Origin of the sequence: Bacillus cereus group sp. N21, assembly GCF_016483395.1 — a bacterium.
GTDB lineage: Bacteria > Bacillota > Bacilli > Bacillales > Bacillaceae_G > Bacillus_A > Bacillus_A pseudomycoides.
Window position 1 is genome coordinate 47,154 of sequence record NZ_JAEHBX010000019.1, and the last position, 19,758, is coordinate 66,911.

Here is a 19,758-nt window from a genome sequence, read left to right on the forward strand (position 1 = left end):
GCTTCCTTTCAAGTAAAAATAGATGAGGTGTAGAGATGAACGGATACGTATATTTAGCTGGTGCAGGACCTGGTGATGAAGGACTTATTACTAAAAAAGCAATAGATTGCCTAAAACAAGCAGATGTTGTTTTATATGACCGCTTATTAAATCAAACTTTACTTCGCTATACAAAGCCAACATGCGAACTCGTCTATTGCGGAAAAATGCCAACAAATCATATTATGCGACAAGAAATGATTAACGCTCATTTAATTCAGTCTGCAAAAGAAGGTAAAACGGTCGTCCGCTTAAAAGGCGGAGATCCATCTATTTTTGGTCGCGTTGGTGAAGAAGCAGCCGCTTTAGCAGCAGAAAACATTTTATACGAGATTGTTCCAGGGATTACATCTAGTATTGCCGCTAGTGCGTATGCCGGCATCCCTCTTACCCATCGTAATTACAGTAATAGTGTAACTTTGTTAACCGGTCATACAAAAGGCGCAATTAGCGACCAAGTAAATTACAGCTCCCTCTTAAACAGCGATACAATTGCTTTTTACATGGGCGTTAAAAATTTGCCGGTAATTTGCGAAAATTTATTACAAACAGGAAGAAAAAAAGATACACCAGTAGCAGTCATTGAATGGGGTACAACTGGAAAACAACGAGTTGTTACAGGTACACTCTCCACAATCGTGGATGATGTGAAAAAAGAACAGATTTCAAATCCATCGATGACAATTGTTGGTGAGGTGGTGTCCTTACGAAAACAAATTGCCTGGAAAGAACACAAGCCACTACATGGAAAAAAAGTTTTATTTGCCTCTGCAACAAACAAAACAAGTATACTAGCGCAAAAGTTACAAGCAGCGGGCGCAGAAATATATCAAATACCAACTTTCAAAAAACAAAAATATGTATTAACACCTGAGCAGATTAGTGAAATTTTTAATGCTGAGCGCCTTGTTTTCTGCTCAGCTGAAAGTGTAGCAATCTTATTCCAATCATGTGCGCAGCATCAAAAAGATATTCGCTCCTTAAAAGCAACATTGCAGTATATGAATGCCGCTACACAGAAGGCACTTATGCAGTATGGGCTTTTAAGCTTACCTGCAACACTTTCCAACGAAACAACTGTTTATTTAGGTCGAAATATTAATCGAATTGCCGTCATTCAGGAAAAAATAGGTGCTGGCTCTTATATCATGACACACGAATATACAATTGATCATCGTTTTGATGAAGTTCATTCACGTACACTGACTGAATTCACATGGGATAGCATTGTATTTGAAGGACGTGCTGCAATCGATACGTTTATCACAGAAGTAAACCGCCTTGGCTTCACAGATATTCTGAATTTACCATTCTCCTATATCGATGAACCAACTTTACAATATGCCAATAAAGTTGGACTTCATCACATTGATTATCAATTACAAGCTATCATCAATGAGAAAGAGGTGATCGCAAGATGAAAGGCATCGTTTATATTGGACACGGTAGCAGATTACAAGAAGGCAATAAACAGTTCATTCACTTTGTTCAGTCTGTTATAAACGAGCGAAGTGAAAATATCCAAAAAATTGGATTTCTCGAACTAACAACACCGACTGTTCAAGATGCGATTGTAGAAGCAATCACTGAAGGTGCAACTGAGATTTTAATTGTCCCTGTTTTATTATTTGCAGCGGCCCATTATAAACGTGATGTTCCTTTTGAAATTGAGAAAATAAAAAAGCACTATCCACACATTACATTTTCAGTTATACCACCTTTTAGTACACATCCGCTTATGATCGAACTTGTCATAAAACGAATACGTGAAGCTATGCCAATGCCAAATAGTGAAATCTTACTTGTTGGCCGTGGTAGCAGTGATTCTCAGCCTATACATGAATTAAGACAAATTGGGGCAGCTGCCCAGCAAAGACTCTGCTTGCCGGTTTCCTGCTCCTTTTTAACAAAAGGAACACCTTCTTTTACTGATGAACTCAATGAAAAGTCATCGCACGCAAGGCATGTATATGTCATGCCTTATCTTCTCTTCACTGGGTTATTACTTCAGAAAATAAATCGGCATGCAAAAAAATATGCTAACGTTACAACTTGTAATTGTCTTCAATTTGATTCCTACATGAAATCTGCTTTATTAGAGCGAATGGAGGAATATGTACATGTATAACATTTATCCAATTATGTGTAATCTCCAAGGCAAAACGGTTGTGATCGTCGGTGGTGGAAAAATTGCATATCGAAAGGCAGCTGGTTTAAAGAATACAGGAGCTCGTGTCACGATTGTGAGCCCATATATTTGTGAAGAAATGGAGAATCTCACCTATATTACATGGAAGGAAAAAATGTTTACAGAAGAAGATATTAAAGATGCTCATCTCATCTATGCTGCAACAAATCATCATGCTGTAAATATGATGGTCAAACAAGCTGCACATGATTTTCAATGGGTTAATATCGTAAGTGATGGCACAGAGTCATCCTTTCATACACCTGCAATCATTCGAAATGACGAATATGTTATAAGCATATCAACTTCTGGTAAAAATCCATCCTTTGCAAAACGAATAAAAGAAAAACTAATGAAGATCCTTCCCCAAATTATAAAATAAAAAAAGATGAACGAATCCCCTCGTTCATCTTTTTAGCTTGCTTTAAAACCACCGCCAAGTACATCTCGTACATCGTGAATAACAACAAATGCATCTTCATCTACATTACTGATTACTTGTTTTAATTTTACAAGCTCTTGCTTATTAATTACGACATATAGTACTTCTTTATTTTTTCCAGTATAACCACCGCGACCTTCTAAAACAGTAACACCCCGTGTCATATGTTTCGTAATCGTTTCACGAATTAAATCTGGTTGACTAGATATAATCGTAACTGCTGTTTTCGTATTAATTCCTTCTACAATGAAGTCGATTACTTTTGCTCCGATAAATACTGCAACGAGCGTATACATTGCTTTTTCTTGCCCAATAATGAATACCGATCCTACAATTACAACAATATCAATAAAAGACAAGATTTGTTCATCAGGCTCTACATACTTTTTCACATTCAATAATAGTTCATCCATCAATACTCCTCCAAATTCTATTCACTGTCGTAACACTTGAAAAGAATCCATGGATTACTACATAACCGGTATAATTCAGTTATAAAGTATGAAACGCGTTTCCAGTCAAAAAAATCCGCTATGTAGTGACACATAACGGACACACCTGCTAGCTTTGCGATATCTCTAATATTTGTCATGTGCTCACCCCTTTCTTTAACGTACGAAGTTCATAATCCCTTGTCAAATATTTATATCCTTACATAGATGTTCAGTTTCCTTACAAAAGTGTAATCCTCCTGTAAGCTAATTCGATAGTGACTTCCCTCTATATTTCGTACAATTAGGTCAGAAAGTAACAACAACCATTCGAAAAGGAGCGGATACGCATGATGAACAAAATAAAAATAAATAAACTCGTAAATACAATGAGCATGGTGTTATCCGCTCTTGTCGATGCAAAATCAGTTGCTCATTCATTAAATAAGTAAGGAGAGAGTATGATGAACAATATTACTTTTAACAAATTAGATTTTATCGGATTAGCTAGTGGCTCAGCTCTTCTTACAGCTTTCATTTATGCTGCTACGCTTCTATAATTTTGTGTCCCCTTTCCCCTTTATATAGATAGTAATAGAAAAGACGACCGTCTATGCCCGGTCGTCTTTTCCTATTTTTTATTTTGTTGTAATGTCTCTGTTAATTCTTCAAACATTGTATTTAATTGATCCGTCATCATTTTCATAGCCGTTTTTCGATCCACTGTCTCTCCCGCTTCAACTTGAATCGGATTACCAAAAATTAATTGTGCTCTTTTCCCCTTAATTAATTCTTTTACACTTGATGGTCCAACATAAGCTGCTGGTACTAAAGGAACATTAGAACGCATTGCAATCGTAACAGCTCCTGCTTTTAAAGAAACATCCTCTGTCGATCTCGTTCCACTTGGAAAAATCCCTACTACTTTCCCATCTTTTAATAAACGGGATGGAATTTTCAATGTACTTGGCCCTGGATTTGCGCGATCTACCGGAAAAGCATTTACATTCTTAAAGAACCAATTTGTAAATTTACTTTCAAACAGTTCCTTTTTGGCCATATAATGAATTTCCGTTGGGTACATCCCAGCTGCCAGCATTAAAACATCCATAAAACTCGTATGCGTACAAGCAATAACATACGGCCCACCTTCAGGTAATTTTTCTTTTCCTTGAACCTCCACTTTTCCAAGCGTTTTAAATATATATTTCAACAAAAATGTAATTAGCTTATACATTCGTTTCGTTCCTTTCTCAATATCCAAAGTTTAATTATATCCTTACAACAATTATAACACTAAGTTTTAGTAGTTGGTAATAAAATTAAGTGACAATTTTCAAAAATTAATTCTTACAAAGGTGTAATCTTGCTGTAAGCTAATTCGATAGTTACTCCTGGTCGTATTTCATATAATTAAGACAGAAACAAGGGCAACAACAATTCGGAAAGGAGCGGATACGGATGATGAACAAAATGAAAACAAATAAATTTGTAAATACAATGAGTATGGTGTTATCCGCTCTTGTCGATGCAAAAGCGGTTGCTACTACATTAAACAAATAAGGAGAGATAACTATGAACAACATTACTTTTAACAAATTAGACTTTATCGGACTTGCAAGCGGCGCAGCTCTTCTTACAGCATTTATTTACGCACTTGCTCAAAGTCTTGTCCCATAAACTTGTTTCCCCTAACCCCTTTATATAGAGAAAAAGCTGCTCGTCCATAGACAAGCAGCTTTTTCAATTTGTTTCATATATAATTTGACCTGTTTTACTTATATCGTACCCACCAATTGCTCGTAGTTCATTTTGAAATTCTGTCGATTGCAGTATTTCTTTTACTGCTTCAATAAGTTGTTCATTTTCTTTATTTTTTAAGATTACTAAGTCATATTGTTCTTCCATAAGTGGAATAAAATCTACATTCACAATTTGTGCTACCTTTTCTGTTCCTATGCCGACATCAGCTTTCCTATTAGCAATTTGAGAGGCAACACCAAGATGATTAGACTCTTCCCAGTTATATCCTCGAATATTTGCTTTATCTACATTTTGAATTCTCACCTGTTCATCTACTAGTACACGAATTCCCGATCCTTTTTCACGATTCACAAATTGAATCGATGAACGACTCAAGTCAGCCCACTTTTGTATTCCTTTTGGATTTCCTTCTTGGACATAAAACCCAACATTTCTCGCTAATAAGTTCATTACAATACATGGCTGTCCGACTAAAATTCGTTTTACATATGGAATGTTATATTCTCCTGTATCTCCATCAAACAAATGTAAACTAACGATACTTCCTTCTCCTTGAGACATTTTAATTAAACTCATTAAACTCCCCTGATAAGCCCGGAGCATACTAGAGCCTGTTAAAAATCTTTCAAGATGTTTCGCTAGCATATCTAATGTTAACTCTTGTCCACTAATTACACAGGAAGATTCTCTATTCTTCTCCTCTAGTCTCATAGAAGCAGTTTGTACTTTCCCTGTTTTCATTTGCTTAATATATTGTTCTAAGTCCACTGCATCGATACGCATTTGTCTACCAACTCTGTAGGAAGGTAGTTCACCCTTTTTAATTAAATCATACACTGTTAACTTTGAGACTTTTAATCGATTTGCTACTTCTTCCGTTGTGTAGGAATGATGATCCATAGACGATTCCTCACTTTCTCTTTTCATTGTAACAAAGAAAGAAAATTTCTCCTATTTTTTCAAAAAGTGATTTATTTCACATTATATTTAATTATATCTATTTATAATTAAATATAATTAGTTATAATTAATATAGTGAAAAGAAAGGGGATTATATTTATGAACAGATTTACATTACGGTACATTGGGGTATTCATGCTTTCTTTCCTTCTTATATTTAGCTCGGCTTGCACAAGTGAAGAAAAAAAAGAAAAAACGACTGCTAAAGAAGAAAAGACAGTTGAACTTACGATATCTGCAGCTGCAAGTTTACAAGATGCTTTCAAAGAAATTGAAAAACAATATAAACAGAAAGAACCAAACATAAAGCTTTCCTTTAACTTTGGTGGTTCTGGTGCACTTCAGCAGCAAATTGAACAAGGGGCTCCTGCTGATATATTCTTCTCTGCAGCAGAAGATAAATTTCAAACGCTTGTAAAAAAAGGATTTATTAATGAAAAAGAGGGGAAAAATCTTCTTGGAAATGAACTTGTTTTAGTCGTTCCAAAGGAAAGTTCCATTAAAACATTTCAAGAGTTAAAAGAAGAAAAAGTGAAGAAACTAGCAATTGGTACACCTGAATCTGTACCAGCCGGAAAATATGCAAAAGCTTCACTTACGCATGAAAATCTATGGAATGACCTCCAAAACAAAATTGTATTTACAAAAGACGTCCGCCAAGTGTTAACATATGTAGAAACAGGAAATGTAGATGCTGGAATTGTATACAAAACAGATGCTCTCATTTCAGACAAAGTAAAAATTGCAAATGCAGCACCAACTAATTCTCATGAACCGATCCACTATCCAGCAGGGGTTATAAAAGAATCCAAGCATAAGAAAGAGGCGACTTCATTCTATGAATATTTACAGTCAAAAGAGGCACAATCTATCTTTAAAAAATATGGATTTACAATTCTATCTTAACTACCATGGCATTTGATGCACTTTGGCCGCCTATTTTTCTTTCCTTACGAGTAGCTGCACTCGCCACCATTATTGTTATGATTTTCGGCACAATTATTGGACGAGTATTAGCTCGCTCCTCGTGGCGCTATAAAGTGTTATTAGAAACCATTTTTCTATTACCGATGGTGCTCCCGCCAACTGTTATTGGGTTCTTTCTCATTATTATTTTTGGGAATAACAGCCCAGTTGGTAAGTGGATTGAATCATTATTTCAACACTCTATTATGTTTACATCATGGGCTGCTGTCATCGCTTCAACAGTCGTTTCATTCCCACTTATGTATCAATCGGCCAAGACAGGTTTTTCTATTGCAAACGAGCAAATTGAAGACGGTGCCCGTGATCTTGGGGCCAGTGAATACCAAGTCTTCTTACATGTCACATTGCCGCTTGCATTCCCCGCACTACTTAGTGGAATGATCTTAAGCTTTGTACGTGCACTTGGTGAATTTGGAGCAACACTTATGTTTGCTGGTAACATTCCAGGAAAAACACAAACAATTCCTACAGCCATTTATATGGCGATTGACGCAAGTAACATGCAGCTCGCCTGGACGCTTGTTATCATAACAGTCGGTATGTCACTCCTATTCTTATTGTGCATCCAGCTAATTAATAAAAGAATTACTACTTCTTAAAGCGGCTTTCGACAAAAGCTGCTTTTTTATTTCCCGAAAAATAAATTGTTTTGTAGAATGAAACAATTTATCCTGCTGTTCGAGTGCTGTAAAACCCCATTGATTAAAGTTTCACTTTATCCCAACCTTACAAAATTGTAATCCTATTGTAAGCTAATTCGATAGTTACTATTTCCCACATTCCATATAATTAAGTTATAAAGTAAAGCCAATGGGAAGTAGATTGTCCCCCTCTCCCCATTTCTTAAAAAGAGCTAAGTAACTTTATTCCCCCCATCCCCATTTAAAAAAGACCTCAATTTGAGGTCTTTTTTTATTTTGATAAAATAAAACTTTGATTAGCTTTTGCTGACTTTTGAGATAAGGTCTTACTACGCTTAAAAAACGAGATCAAATAACAGAATCTTAATTTTTGTAGAAATATACATTCTATTTGAATTTACTTTCTAAAATAGGTACTTTCCTGTTATTATATTTAGGTATTTGAAAAAAATGAAGAAATGAAAACGCATTTATATCGTAAATTCTTCATCCTGTTTTAACGATCGGTAATCTTCTACTTTCTAAGTGGGAAATTACCGATCGTTAGAACGAAATTAAATTATATTGATATAGAAAAATGAAGGGAGTCTTGTAATGGATATTTTATTAGCACTTCTTCCTGCAATTGCATGGGGAAACGTCTTATTAGTAAGCGTAAAAATGGGCGGCGGTGCATATAGTCAAACATTAGGTATGACAATTGGTGCCTTATTCTTTGCAACAATTATGTATATATTTACTCAACCGACTTTAACTATGACAATCTTAATCGTCGGTTTTATTTCAGGTCTCTTCTGGGCTTTAGGACAAGCAAACCAATTAAAAACTGTTGAAAAGCTAGGTGTTTCAACAACTGTAACCATTTCAACTGGGATGCAACTTGTTGCGACTTCTATCTTTGGCGTTATCGCTTTCCATGAGTGGACTACTACTACTACGATTATTATGGGAACGATTGCAATCCTTTTAATTGTAATTGGTGTTGTCTTTACTTCACTAGATGATAAAGAAAATGCACAGCCACCGGGACAACTGAAAAAAGGGCTTTTAACTTTAATTGTTTCTACTTTTGGTTACCTTGTATATGTAATTATCATTCGTTGGTACAATATCGATGGTTGGTCTGCTATTTTACCGCAAGCAGTCGGTATGTTTGTTGGTGCAGTGGTACTGACATCTAAATATAAACCGTTTAACAAATATGCAGTTCGTAACATATTATCTGGTTTACTATGGGGAACAGGAAACTTATTCTTACTTCTTTCCTTACCACGAGTTGGAGTAGCAACAAGCTTCCCATTATCTCAAACTGGCATCGTTATCTCTACATTCGGTGCGATTGTCTTCTTAGGAGAAAAGAAAACGAAACGCCAAATGGGATTTATTGCACTAGGTAGTGTACTAATTATCGGCGGTGCTGTTTTACTTGGTATGACAAAAGCATAATTACACAATCTATTACTAAACCCTCTGAAGCATACATGCTTCAGAGGGTTTTCTATTCATTAATCACTTTTCTTTCCAATCTATCTGTGTAATTTGATCTTTAGACATTTAAGTTACCGCTATGACAAACAAAAGGGGACTTTCACTTGTTTTCTCTCTGCTTTAGCTTGGCAATCTATCCGCTTTTAAACATGACCAGATGCTCTCTCACCTAAAAAGAAAAGGTTTATGTAGGTGTTTTAATTGGGATTTATATATTTTCAAAACTTTCATTCCTCTCTTACCAACCTATCAATAGCTAAATTACTATAAAAGTTAATATGGCATATACTAATCCTTATAGCAAATTCATATAAGTCTTTTCTTTTTACAAAGATCTCTCAAAGATGTTATCGTTTTTTATACCCTATTCTAATCAGGAAGGAATAAAAGATATGCTAAAGAAACATAGAATTTTATTTATTGGTGCTGGCCGTATGGCAGAAGCAATCTTTGCCGGACTTCTCAAAACAAGTAACGAACACATTGAAAAAATTATCGTATCCAATCGAAGTAACATAGAAAAGCTTAAACAATTAGAGAAAAAATATAATATCTCCCTTACGAGTGATTGGACTCAACATATCAAAACTGTTGATACCATTGTTTTAGCGATGCCACCAGCTGCACATGAACAATTATTAGCAGCGTTATCTCCTCTTCTAACCAATCAATTTGTTGTAACGGTTGCTGCCGGGATTGGTCCATCTTACTTAGAAGAAAAACTTCCTCAAGGTACACCTGTTGCCTGGATTATGCCAAATACAGCTGCGACAATTGGAAAGTCTATTTCGCTATATACAATGGGACAGTTCGTAAATACTGAACATCAAGAAACTTTACAACTACTCTTAAAGGGGATTGGTACAGCACAGCTATGCACGGAAGAAGAAGTTCATCAGCTGACCGCTGTTACTGGAAGTGCACCTGCCTTCCTTTACCATTTTGCTGAAGGTTTAATTGAAACAACAAAAAGCTATGGAATCGATGAAGCAACAGCAAAACATCTTGTTATCCAAATGATTGCTGGTTCTGCTGCTATGCTTGAGCAAGAACAAGATCCAGCTATGCTTCGTGAACAAGTGACAACACCAGGTGGTTCAACTGCAGAAGGTTTAAAAGTTATATATGAAAATAATTTTTCGAAGATTATTTATCAAGCAATTGAAGCAACCAATAAAAAAGCTAGAGGGAATTAATATGAAATTCACAAGCTTACACAACATTACATAACGGTGTGTAAACGCCTTGGTTTGGCTTAGATGTTTTTTAAAGTTGAAGATGGCACAGAAGTAATTGATTCTGTAAAAGCAGCTATTAAAAATGGATACCGCAGCATCGATACAGCGGCAATATACAAAAATGAAGATGGCGTTGGTCCAGACTCTGATAATTTTGATTTTTAAAAACGAGAGTCACTGTGCAATTGCACAGTGCTCTTTCTTTTTATATCCCTATTTAAAAGACTGAAAATTTAAACTATATTTCATTTCATTGACAGTTCATTTATCCGGGTGTAAGATTTTGAATAATCAAAGAATCAAAAAAATTAATATAAATTACTATGTTTACTCATTGTATCAAGAGAGGTGGAGGGACTGGCCCTTTGAAACCTCGGCAACAGGTTCACTTTGAATACTGTGCCACTTCCTGCAAGCATTATGCTTGAAAGATAGAATGAGGGACTTCGTTTATATACAGGTACATGCCTTGTAAACAAAAATCCCTCTTTCTCGATAAGAAAAGAGGGATTTTTTCTTTCCCTCAAAGTTGTTCATTAACTATTTTTTTAATACCCAAACAATTTAGGGAGGAATTTTACATGAAAAAGAAATTTGTACCTGCTGTCGCATCTGTTTTAGGAGCAAGTATTTTATTAACAGGATGCGGTAGCTATAAAGACGATGCAAGCGGAGCAAAAGCAAAAGATAAAGCACCTAATAAACAAGTATTGAACTTAGCTGCTGGTACAGAAATCCGCACAATGGATACTGCACGCGCTACAGATACTGACTCTGGTCAAGTAATGAGAAACGTATTTGAAGGTCTATATAACCTTGGTGAAGGAAACAAACCTGTGCCTGGTGTTGCAAAGTCTCATGAAGTGAGTCCGGATAAAACAAAATATACATTCCATTTACGAGATTCCAAATGGTCAAATGGTACACCCGTAACAGCGAAGGACTTCGTCTTTGCTTGGCAACGTGCAGTTGATTCAGCAACAGCTTCTGAATATGCATTTTTATTCTTTGATATAAAAAATGCAAAAAAGATTAATAGTAAAGAGCTTTCGGCTGATCAACTTGGTGTAAAAGCAATCGACGACCACACTTTTGAAGTTGAATTAGAGCGTCCCGTTCCATACTTCATTAGCTTAACGGCATTCCCAACATTTTTACCGATTAATGAAGAATTCTTTAAATCACAAGGTGATAAATATGCATTAGAAGATAATAAGCTTATCTATAATGGGGCCTTTACATTAAGTGATTGGAAACATGAACAAAGCTTTAAGTTTAAGAAAAATACCAACTATTGGGATAAGGATAATGTGAAACTTGAAGAAATTAATTTTAATATCGTCAAAGATCATTCAACAGCCGTTAATTTATATGAATCAAAACAAATCGATCGACTTACTTTAACATCTGATCTTGTTGATAAATATCGCAAAGATAGTAACTTTAAAGAACGACCAGATGTTGGTGTACAATTCGTACGAATGAATCAAAAAAATAAAACGTTACAAAATGTAAATATCCGCCAAGCTATCGATAAATCGATAGATAAAAAGGCATTTGTAAATGTTCTCTTAAATGATGGCTCTCTTCCTTCTTATTCTCTAGTTCCAAAAAACTTTGCAAAGGGACCAACTGGAAAAGATTTTCGTGAGGAGAATGGCAATTTAACGAAAGAAAATACAAAAGATGCTCAAAAATTCTGGAAGCAAGCAAAACAAGAATTAGGTTCTGATAAAATTTCAATTGAATTATTAACAAGCGATAATGACCTTTCGAAAAAAACTGGTGAATATTTAAAAGAACAACTAGAGAAAAATCTAGAAGGCTTAACAATTAACTTGAAGCCTCAACCACGTAAACAACAAGTCACATTATTGCTACAAGGAAATTATGATATTGCTGTTGATGGCTGGAGCCCTGATTTTGCTGACCCGATTACATTCTTAGAATTATTTACAACTGATAACTCATACAACTTAGATCACTATTCTAATAAAGAATTTGATGATTTGATCCAAAAAGTAAAAACTGATTTAGCTGGTGATGAAAAAGCACGTTGGGAAACTTTAAAACAGGCAGAAAAAATCTTATTTAAAGATGCTGTTATCTCTCCTCTCTATCAAAATGGAACAACATACTTAGAACGTTCTTATGTAAAAGGAATAGTTGAAGTTGATTTTGCAGGACCACTTAACTTCAAATGGGCAAAGGTTGAGAATTAATCTCGCCTTATAGAAGTTAATTTTAACGAAAGCTTCGATTACAAGAGAAAAAGGGTATCCTCCAAAAGGATGCCCTTTTTCTTTATGCTTCTTTTACTAAATGTCTCTTTCCCTTTAATACAGATAATAGTCCTACAGCGATTAAAGCTAAAATTTGTGTAATAACAATTATAAATAATAGAGAGATAATATTTTCTTTTAAATTTCCACCACCAAATATTATTGTATAATAACCATTTGCAGCGTACGTTTCGGGAAATAATTTATTTCGAGCACATACATAATTACATGAAATTGGGAAAAACTTGTATGGAAGGAACGATACACTAAGGAGGAATATATTATGAGAATTTTACTTTCAGTTTTATTAGCACTTATGCTAGTACCTGCGCTAACAGGTTGTACTGCACCAAAAAAGGAAACTCCAACTTCTGATAAGAAAACAACGGACGAAGCTAAAAATGAAGCACCTCAAGATTTAAAACTTAACTTTAACGAATTTCACTTAAATGCAGACTACCAAGATACGAAGAAAGATTATGAAGCGGAGTACAAAAGTAAAGGTGCAGACAAAAAGATGGAAGGAAAGATTGAGGATCACAAGACAGATGTAAAGCTAACGAGTGACAAAGCTATTGCCAAACTAAGTCCACTTCTACAAAAATTAACATTTGATAAAAATACACCTGATCAAGAAGTAATTGATCAAGTGGTAGACGTATTCCAACTTGATAAAGACTACCAAAAATTCGACTTAGAAGTTGTGTTCTCAGATGGAACGAAGAAAGAGTATAAGAAGGAAGTAAAATAAAGAAGTAGGCAAATGCCTACTTCTTTATTTTTTGCTTACTTTTTCGCATGTCGTAAGCTTGGCTCAGAACCAATCATATACTCTAAACCAGATACAGATAATTTTTGCAAATAAGAATCTGTCAGGAACATAATCGGAATTAAAGGATATTCTGTAAACATAATATCTTCTTCTTTCATACCTTCTTCTAACAACGCTTTTGCAGCAGTTGGATTATATTTAAAGTAATTCCCTTTTTTGTTTTATACTAAGGTAAAGGACAAATAAAATCCTCTCTATGTAGAAAGGAGAGCTACGATGGATCCATTACTTATGGCAGTTATAGGATTACCATTAACAATCGTAATATTAGTTATCATAGGCTTCTATAAATTATTTATAAAAAAGAAAAATATAACTTCCTTTTATACTCCATTCGATAACATTACTGGGCAAACAATTTCAGAATTTCATGAAGAGCAAAAAGTCTTAGTAGCTGAAGATGAAGATGGGGACGGGAAAAAGAAAAAATAACCTTGCGCATTGCAAGGTTATTTTTGTGCTTCTTTTTGAAAGCGTTTATAGTACGTTGAAGCTGTTGAAAAATGAACTTCTATATCACGAATTAACGCCGAATCTTCATCTTTCGCTAATTTCTCTAACTTTTTCATTGCTTGCTCTGTCTCATTTAAGAAGCCAACATATAGCTCATGTTCTTGTTCTTTTGACTTCGGTACACGAATTTCTTTGCGCATATGATCGATATCCGTTAACATACTCGTGGTTATTTTTTGTACATCTTCTTTAAACTTAGGATATACTAGTGCCTTCCCCCCTTTTTCCTTCGCTTCTTCCCATAATTTTACTGCTTCATTTAACTCTTTGTTCATTTTCTCATCATACTTATTATGCACATCACGATATACTCTCATATCTTCTTTCTGCTCTGCCGATTGTTCTACTTTTTCTTTCGGTTCTTTCGGTTCTTTTGTATCCTTATCTCCATTACACCCTGCTAAAAGAAGCATTCCTCCAAGCAAGACAATACTCCACAATTTCTTCATCTCTTACTCTCCTTTTGTCTACATCTACTACTTATCTCCACTTGCTATTATAACGAGAACCATTCAAACTTTACACTTATGACCGTACTTTTATACACATATCACCATTTTTGTCACAGTATCGTCACTTTATACGCCCAGAATCTTCACAGCTCTTCTTCTGCACCTTACAAAACTGTAAGCACACATCTGGAACATAGCATGCTAGACTTACATATGAATGAAGCATCCCTACCTAAGGTTGCATTGTCCATTTATTTAGAAAAAAGGAGACTAACAATATATATGTACAACAAAATGATGTTTATGGAAGAAGAACTTTCCGTTCTTATTCGTAAAAGATCACTCCATATCAAAAATACAGAAAGTCTTCGCCGCGTATTAAAGAAGAGAACCGCTCCACTTAGACTTGCCCATTACTTAAAACAAGTGCATACAGACAAATACGACACCGCCCTAAACATATCTGATGAATCACTAACAATTGAAATCATCGGGCATGTCTATATCGGAAACTTTGCAGATATTTTGAAAGCTATTCCTCGTATACCAAAAATTGCTCCGATAATCGTAGAAAGAGCTTATAGAATTACGGACCATACAGATATTATTGACTGTGGTGAAAAAGAGGTTGATTCAAATCGATGGGTTTGGGATAAATTAGCTATTTTATACGATGCAATCATGAATAATATGTATGAGCTGCTCCAAGAAAATAACAAAAAGAGCTAATTCAAAATATACTTTGAATTAGCTCTTTTTTAGTATTCTTATGCCTCTATATCCTGCTTTTCCCGAAGTACAAACTGTCTTTCACTACGCTTTGCCATAAAGATATAACATAAAACCGCTCCCACTTCACATAGGGCAATCACAATTCCCATAGGAAGTGCTGTGTTACTACCTCCAATCCCAACTAAAGGCGCAACAAGTGCTCCAGAAATGAACTGTAGTAGACCAAGTAAAGCTGATGCTGTTCCTGCAGCTTGTTTTTGATTTCTCATTGCTAGTGAAAAACCTGTTGTCGATACAACCCCAACACTTGATACAACAAGAAATAACGAACATAAAACACCAATCAACCCTGCTCCTAGTACAATCATAAGAAGTAAAGAAAGACCACCAACAGCTGCAATTCCAACGCCCATTACAAATAATGTTGTCTCATTTACTTTCCCCGCTAAACGTCCAGTAATTTGGCTAGCAATAATAATCCCAATACCATTAATCGCAAAGAATAAACTAAATGCTTGCGGTGATGCCCCGTATATATTTTGCAACACAAACGGAGAGCCCGAAATATAAGCAAACATTGCTGCTGACACTAAGCCTTGCGACAAAGCATACCCCATAAATAAGCGATCTTTCAGCAAATTCCCATATGTCGCTAATGTTCCTGCTAAACCACCTGTTTCTCTCTCCTCAAGAGGCAATGTCTCACGCAATACAAAAATAGCGGATACTAACATAAATACACTTATCACTCCAAGAACGATAAAGACCCCGCGCCATGATGTGAACTGTAACAATTGTCCTCCAATAATTGGAGCCAAAATAGGCGCTGTTCCGTTTACTAACATAAGCAGTGAGAAAAACTTTGTCATCTCCGAACCTGAGTACATATCACGTACCATAGCACGTGATATAACAATACCTGCTGAGCCTGAAGCCCCTTGTAAGAAACGTAAAAGAACTAAACTCCAAATAGATGGTGCAACGGCACACAATAAAGAAGATGTAACATAGATAATAAGAGCAATAATAAGCGGTTTGCGCCGTCCATAAATATCACTAATTGAACCAACAAATAATTGTCCAACCGAAAGCCCTAGTAAGCAAGCTGTTAAAGTAAGCTGAGCAAGAGAAGCATTCGTTTGTAAATCATCCGTTAATTTTGGTAACGAGGGCAAGTACATATCAATGGACAATGGCCCAATTGCTGTGAGTGTCCCTAATACAAGAATCATCCATAACCTGTTTACTCTTACAGGTTTATATACATCGTGATTACTTTCATTCACTTACATCATTCACCCTTTCCATTATAAAATTCGAATCGTAACAATTATAGTTACATCTCTAAAGATACGTCAAGTATATCGTACTTTCCTTTATAACGAAATGAAAAAGCCCTTCATCGTATTATAGTATCTCAGATAAACTCCACCTCAATATTTTTAATACATGATTTAATAACCCTGCTCCAAAGGCTAATGATTTCAATACTTCGATTTCTTCCACTAGGACAGTAATAAGTACATAACAGTTACTTTCAATATCAAAATTGGTTATTATACTAGCAAATTCGTCCTTTCTTCGGATAGTTTGATAGTATCATTTTTCCAAGAAAACGAATTTTTTTATGCATCTATTTTTGAATATGTATGAATTTTACAACACCCTCAAAATAAAAAGCTGACTGTATAAGTCAACTTTTTCTAGTTCTATGCTCGTCACTCAATCACTGTTCCTTTTTACTTCTATTTACATTCCACTTTACTAACAATTATATGAAACTACTCATATAAAATTATTTTAACAGTAATTTATTAGACTTTTATGATATTTGTTTGTTTTTTCCTCCTCCCTTGTTACAATAGTACTTTGGTTAATATGAAACTAACAAACTACTAAAAGGAGTATTATTAAGAAATGTTAAAAAAAGCTGCATCAATTATCTTAGCATCAAGCATACTTTTTATTCCTATAAAAGGGATGGCTGAAACTGTATCAACTTACAATACAGCAATTAAAACAAATGAAACTGTAAAAAAAGGATGGTTACAAAACAATAATAATTGGTATTTCTTAAATTCAAGCGGAGTCATGCAAACAGGATGGCTTTTTGATAGCGGGGCTTGGTATTATTTAAGCACTAGTGGCGCTATGAAAACAGGGTGGCTTTTCGATAAAGGAGCTTGGTATTACCTAAACTCTAATGGCGCTATGAAAACAGGGTGGCTTTTTGATAACGGAGCTTGGTATTACCTAAACTCTAATGGCGCTATGAAAACAGGATGGCTTCTCGACGGTAACCAGTGGTATTACCTAAATTCAAATGGGACGATGAAAACGGGTTGGCTACAAGAAGGGAGTACATGGTACTATTTACAGCTAAATGGTGTTATGCAAACTGGATTCGCTTCTATTGACGGAACAACGTATTATTTCAATAACAGCGGTACTTGGATTCCTGAAAATAATATTACTGCTACGTCATATATAAACCTTGATTTAACATATGCTTCAAATGTTACTGGTAAAGAAATTGATGCTGACATTAAAAAGTACCAACCAGATAGCCCATTAATTGGACATGGAAACGACTTTGTTGCAGCTCAAGCTCAGTATGGTGTTAACGCACTTTATTTAGCGGCACATGCTATTTTAGAATCCGGATATGGTAAATCTGAAATCGCATATCGCAAACATAATCTATTTGGTTTGCGCGCTTATGATCAGGATCCGTTTAAATATGCAAAATATTTACCAACTTTCGGTGATAGCATTGCCTATAATGCCAATTATGTAAGAGATAAATATTTAGAGAAAAATGGTTCATATTACTATGGTCCAACATTGCAAGGTATGAATGTTATGTATTCAACAGATCAAGAATGGTCTACCAAAATCGCAAAAATTATGGAGCGTATTAAACCCTTCCAAAAGCAAGATTATTTATATGCAAAAAAATTACCTAAAAACCCAAATACCTTAAATGTTGACGCACTCTCAAATGATATCCCATATAAAACATATCCACAGGGAACGAAAGCAACTGCTAAACTAGCTGCCTTCTATTACGTTGTACCCTATTCATTTGATGGAGTAATTAAAAGTCAGTCTGTTACAGAAAACAACCAAGGTACATTAGCATTAGGAACATCAGTATTCGTTCATCGCGAAGATCCCAATGGATGGGTCGAATTCTCATTTACAATAAACGGAAATAAATATTGGATATTGAAAACTAAATTAAACATGTAAACAGCACAGCCCTTTTAGACGAAAACTAAAAGGGCTGTATTTATAAAAGCTAAGAGTACATTTAAAGAGGCCAGATTTTTGATATAGTACCTGCAATAGATATATTTCCTAGTACGAAAATTATTGGTTGTTATGCTCTCCCTGAGATATTCCTTTTGGCCAGTGAAGTGGAAAATGTATTTTTTAAGAACCAAAAAGAGGAAATATAAGGTGCTCGTTTTGTTCAATCAAACAAATTGGAATTTATCCAATTACTACTTTAATATACGGGTACACAAATTTCACAATGATGATTATTAACCATTTTGACTACATACCTTTCGATGATTGGTCTTGCTTCATCAAATTGATATCCTTGCCCTGATAATTCTGGAAAAATATTAACCCACGCTTTCTGAACTGCTTCTGCTGTATGATTAATTTTAAAAACAGCATATTTTCCTCCAACAATATTACCTTCTCTTACATAGTCATCAGTTACTGCATAGTCGTTTGAAACAACTATGCAGGTATCATAACGACAGTTTTCAAGTTTAGTAGTTTCAGGATTATCCTGAGCAATTCCAAAAATTATGGATTCGTCATTAAATAAATGGTTAGATTTTGCCCATTCTTTTAATTTTTCCATTGTTCGCACATTATTAATTCCATAAGGGCCAATCTCCCTTATGTAAGCAATCCGATATGCTGGAATCTTTTCAATCATAATATCCATGATTTGTTTGCCTCCTTTAAAGAATAAATAACTTGTTCATTACAAGATTACTACGATATAAAATAGAATACACAGCATTTTTTAAAATTGTTGACATATATTTCAAATATTTACATTTATCATTTTCTAATTCTACACTTAATAAAAAATCCTTTGTCATCACAATCGGTTCGCCCGTTTTAGGATCTGTAGGATGTTTAATTCCTAATTCATCTGCAATAACAAAATAAGAATATTCAGTTATATAAAAGTAATTTCGTTCTAAATCTGATAAAAATTCATGTTGTCTGCTCGTTTTAATCCCTTTCAAGCGTGTTGATCGACCTAACGAGGAAACATCTTGAATCTTCAACCAAGGCTGATAATCACCCTAATTCCTGACCCGCGACCTTGCATAATCCATTTTTCAATTTCAGATGTTCTTTTTCTTTTGGACATAAAAACACCCCTTTAGATAATCGTATCTAAAGGGGTAAAGCTTCGCATCTTTTTTAAAAACGTCGCGACTTTATTTCAAACCAACAATAAATGTAGCTTTAGAATAAAGATTGATCAAATTAATACTAATAGCCTTGATAAACAAGCAAAAAGAAAGAGCGTGTTTTGAAAAAAGATTAATCAAAACACGCTCTTAATATATTTTATTGAATCATTCTTTTATAAAAAAGTTTGATCATTTCTATGATATTTCCTCCATTAAAGCGCCCTTTAATGGAGGAACATGCTAGAGGGTGTCAAACAAAGAACTAAGGCTTTGGTCAACCTTTTATAAAGCAGTCACAGTAGTAATTTTGTGACTGCC

The 19,758-nt window shown here is 34.9% G+C and carries 21 protein-coding genes, 3 pseudogenes and 1 riboswitch; of the genes and pseudogenes, 15 read left to right on the forward strand and 9 right to left on the reverse strand.

The genetic code is table 11. The features are described 5' to 3' along the window. Nucleotides 1–35 precede the first annotated feature (35 nt). From JDS96_RS13220 to JDS96_RS13230, 3 genes are read left to right on the forward strand one after another with little or no spacing between them, the layout of a single operon-like run. Nucleotides 36–1,460 (forward strand): uroporphyrin-III C-methyltransferase, encoded by a 1,425-nt coding sequence (locus JDS96_RS13220; protein WP_199667094.1) that lies wholly within the window; start codon nt 36–38, stop codon nt 1,458–1,460. Next, nucleotides 1,457–2,167 carry a sirohydrochlorin chelatase gene (locus JDS96_RS13225; protein ID WP_018781996.1) on the forward strand — a complete coding sequence of 237 codons (711 nt, stop codon included), beginning with the start codon at nt 1,457–1,459 and terminating at the stop codon, nt 2,165–2,167. The genes JDS96_RS13220 and JDS96_RS13225 overlap by 4 nt, the downstream gene beginning before the upstream one ends. Continuing rightward, complete coding sequence (locus JDS96_RS13230) at nt 2,160–2,609, forward strand: precorrin-2 dehydrogenase (RefSeq protein ID WP_199667095.1); 450 nt, start codon at nt 2,160–2,162, stop codon at nt 2,607–2,609. Before JDS96_RS13225 ends, JDS96_RS13230 begins: the two co-directional genes overlap by 8 nt. Before the next feature lie 32 nt (nt 2,610–2,641). Here the strand turns inward: JDS96_RS13230 and JDS96_RS13235 are convergent, their stop codons facing one another. Then, nucleotides 2,642–3,082, reverse strand: coding sequence for a YitT family protein (locus tag JDS96_RS13235; protein ID WP_199667096.1), 441 nt, complete (start codon nt 3,080–3,082; stop codon nt 2,642–2,644). A 17-nt stretch (nt 3,083–3,099) separates the two neighbouring features. Beyond that, the gene (locus JDS96_RS13240) at nt 3,100–3,261 is read right to left on the reverse strand and encodes a hypothetical protein (RefSeq protein ID WP_170958256.1); all 162 of its coding nucleotides are present in this window, start codon (nt 3,259–3,261) and stop codon (nt 3,100–3,102) included. A 303-nt stretch (nt 3,262–3,564) separates the two neighbouring features. On the opposite strand from JDS96_RS13240, the gene JDS96_RS13245 reads away from it, so the two are divergent. Further along, a complete protein-coding gene (locus JDS96_RS13245; RefSeq protein WP_018767156.1) occupies nt 3,565–3,660 on the forward strand; it encodes a DUF3948 family protein in 96 nt (31 codons plus the stop codon). A gap of 71 nt (nt 3,661–3,731) precedes the next feature. On the opposite strand, the gene JDS96_RS13250 is transcribed toward JDS96_RS13245, so the two are convergent. Next, complete coding sequence (locus tag JDS96_RS13250; RefSeq protein ID WP_026008688.1) at nt 3,732–4,337, reverse strand: lysophospholipid acyltransferase family protein; 606 nt, start codon at nt 4,335–4,337, stop codon at nt 3,732–3,734. 338 nt (nt 4,338–4,675) lie between these two features. Here JDS96_RS13250 and JDS96_RS13255 point away from each other — a divergent pair, with 338 nt between their 5' ends. Continuing rightward, complete coding sequence (locus JDS96_RS13255; protein ID WP_199667097.1) at nt 4,676–4,780, forward strand: DUF3948 family protein; 105 nt, start codon at nt 4,676–4,678, stop codon at nt 4,778–4,780. Between the two features lie 63 nt (nt 4,781–4,843). Here JDS96_RS13255 and JDS96_RS13260 read toward each other — a convergent pair whose 3' ends face one another. After that, on the reverse strand, nt 4,844–5,791 hold the full coding sequence (locus JDS96_RS13260; protein ID WP_199667098.1) for a substrate-binding domain-containing protein: 948 nt from the start codon (nt 5,789–5,791) through the stop codon (nt 4,844–4,846). A gap of 132 nt (nt 5,792–5,923) precedes the next feature. On the opposite strand from JDS96_RS13260, the gene modA reads away from it, so the two are divergent. The 7 genes and pseudogenes from modA to JDS96_RS13295 all read left to right on the forward strand — a co-directional run bounded on the left by modA (nt 5,924) and on the right by JDS96_RS13295 (nt 13,211). Next, complete coding sequence (gene modA, locus JDS96_RS13265) at nt 5,924–6,730, forward strand: molybdate ABC transporter substrate-binding protein (RefSeq protein WP_199667099.1); 807 nt, start codon at nt 5,924–5,926, stop codon at nt 6,728–6,730. 5 nt (nt 6,731–6,735) lie between these two features. Continuing rightward, entirely contained in the window at nt 6,736–7,410 is a 675-nt protein-coding gene (modB, locus tag JDS96_RS13270) for a molybdate ABC transporter permease subunit (RefSeq protein WP_003194495.1), read from the forward strand. Nucleotides 7,411–8,046: 636 nt separating this feature from the next. Further along, nucleotides 8,047–8,898, forward strand: a complete 852-nt coding sequence (locus tag JDS96_RS13275; protein WP_199667100.1) for a GRP family sugar transporter — start codon at nt 8,047–8,049, stop codon at nt 8,896–8,898. Between the two features lie 434 nt (nt 8,899–9,332). Next, nucleotides 9,333–10,136 (forward strand): pyrroline-5-carboxylate reductase, encoded by an 804-nt coding sequence (gene proC / locus JDS96_RS13280; RefSeq protein WP_199667101.1) that lies wholly within the window; start codon nt 9,333–9,335, stop codon nt 10,134–10,136. 38 nt (nt 10,137–10,174) lie between these two features. Further along, a pseudogene (locus tag JDS96_RS13285) lies at nt 10,175–10,316 on the forward strand (aldo/keto reductase); the annotation flags it as partial. Nucleotides 10,317–10,511: 195 nt separating this feature from the next. Then, nucleotides 10,512–10,616, forward strand: a riboswitch (SAM riboswitch). Nucleotides 10,617–10,759: 143 nt separating this feature from the next. Next, nucleotides 10,760–12,400, forward strand: coding sequence for a peptide ABC transporter substrate-binding protein (locus JDS96_RS13290; RefSeq protein WP_199667102.1), 1,641 nt, complete (start codon nt 10,760–10,762; stop codon nt 12,398–12,400). 343 nt (nt 12,401–12,743) lie between these two features. Continuing rightward, entirely contained in the window at nt 12,744–13,211 is a 468-nt protein-coding gene (locus JDS96_RS13295) for a YusW family protein (protein ID WP_003194504.1), read from the forward strand. Between the two features lie 35 nt (nt 13,212–13,246). Here JDS96_RS13295 and JDS96_RS13300 read toward each other — a convergent pair. Continuing rightward, nucleotides 13,247–13,387 (reverse strand): annotated as a pseudogene (locus JDS96_RS13300) (peptide-binding protein); the annotation flags it as partial. A 121-nt stretch (nt 13,388–13,508) separates the two neighbouring features. Here JDS96_RS13300 and JDS96_RS13305 point away from each other — a divergent pair. Then, a complete protein-coding gene (locus JDS96_RS13305) occupies nt 13,509–13,724 on the forward strand; it encodes a DUF3951 domain-containing protein (protein WP_003194507.1) in 216 nt (71 codons plus the stop codon). A 17-nt stretch (nt 13,725–13,741) separates the two neighbouring features. On the opposite strand, the gene JDS96_RS13310 is transcribed toward JDS96_RS13305, so the two are convergent. Continuing rightward, nucleotides 13,742–14,254, reverse strand: a complete 513-nt coding sequence (locus tag JDS96_RS13310; RefSeq protein ID WP_003205548.1) for a hypothetical protein — start codon at nt 14,252–14,254, stop codon at nt 13,742–13,744. 285 nt (nt 14,255–14,539) lie between these two features. On the opposite strand from JDS96_RS13310, the gene JDS96_RS13315 reads away from it, so the two are divergent. Beyond that, on the forward strand, nt 14,540–14,986 hold the full coding sequence (locus JDS96_RS13315; RefSeq protein WP_033797758.1) for a hypothetical protein: 447 nt from the start codon (nt 14,540–14,542) through the stop codon (nt 14,984–14,986). A gap of 38 nt (nt 14,987–15,024) precedes the next feature. Here the strand turns inward: JDS96_RS13315 and JDS96_RS13320 are convergent, their stop codons facing one another. Further along, nucleotides 15,025–16,221 carry a multidrug effflux MFS transporter gene (locus JDS96_RS13320; protein ID WP_003194512.1) on the reverse strand — a complete coding sequence of 399 codons (1,197 nt, stop codon included), beginning with the start codon at nt 16,219–16,221 and terminating at the stop codon, nt 15,025–15,027. A 685-nt stretch (nt 16,222–16,906) separates the two neighbouring features. Here JDS96_RS13320 and JDS96_RS13325 point away from each other — a divergent pair. Then, on the forward strand, nt 16,907–18,241 hold the full coding sequence (locus JDS96_RS13325) for a glucosaminidase domain-containing protein (RefSeq protein ID WP_199667104.1): 1,335 nt from the start codon (nt 16,907–16,909) through the stop codon (nt 18,239–18,241). A 259-nt stretch (nt 18,242–18,500) separates the two neighbouring features. On the opposite strand, the gene JDS96_RS13330 is transcribed toward JDS96_RS13325, so the two are convergent. Further along, nucleotides 18,501–18,956, reverse strand: coding sequence for an AraC family transcriptional regulator (locus tag JDS96_RS13330; protein WP_199667105.1), 456 nt, complete (start codon nt 18,954–18,956; stop codon nt 18,501–18,503). Nucleotides 18,957–19,086: 130 nt separating this feature from the next. Continuing rightward, nucleotides 19,087–19,394: pseudogene (locus tag JDS96_RS13335) on the reverse strand (heteromeric transposase endonuclease subunit TnsA); the annotation flags it as partial. Nucleotides 19,395–19,758: the final 364 nt, after the last annotated feature.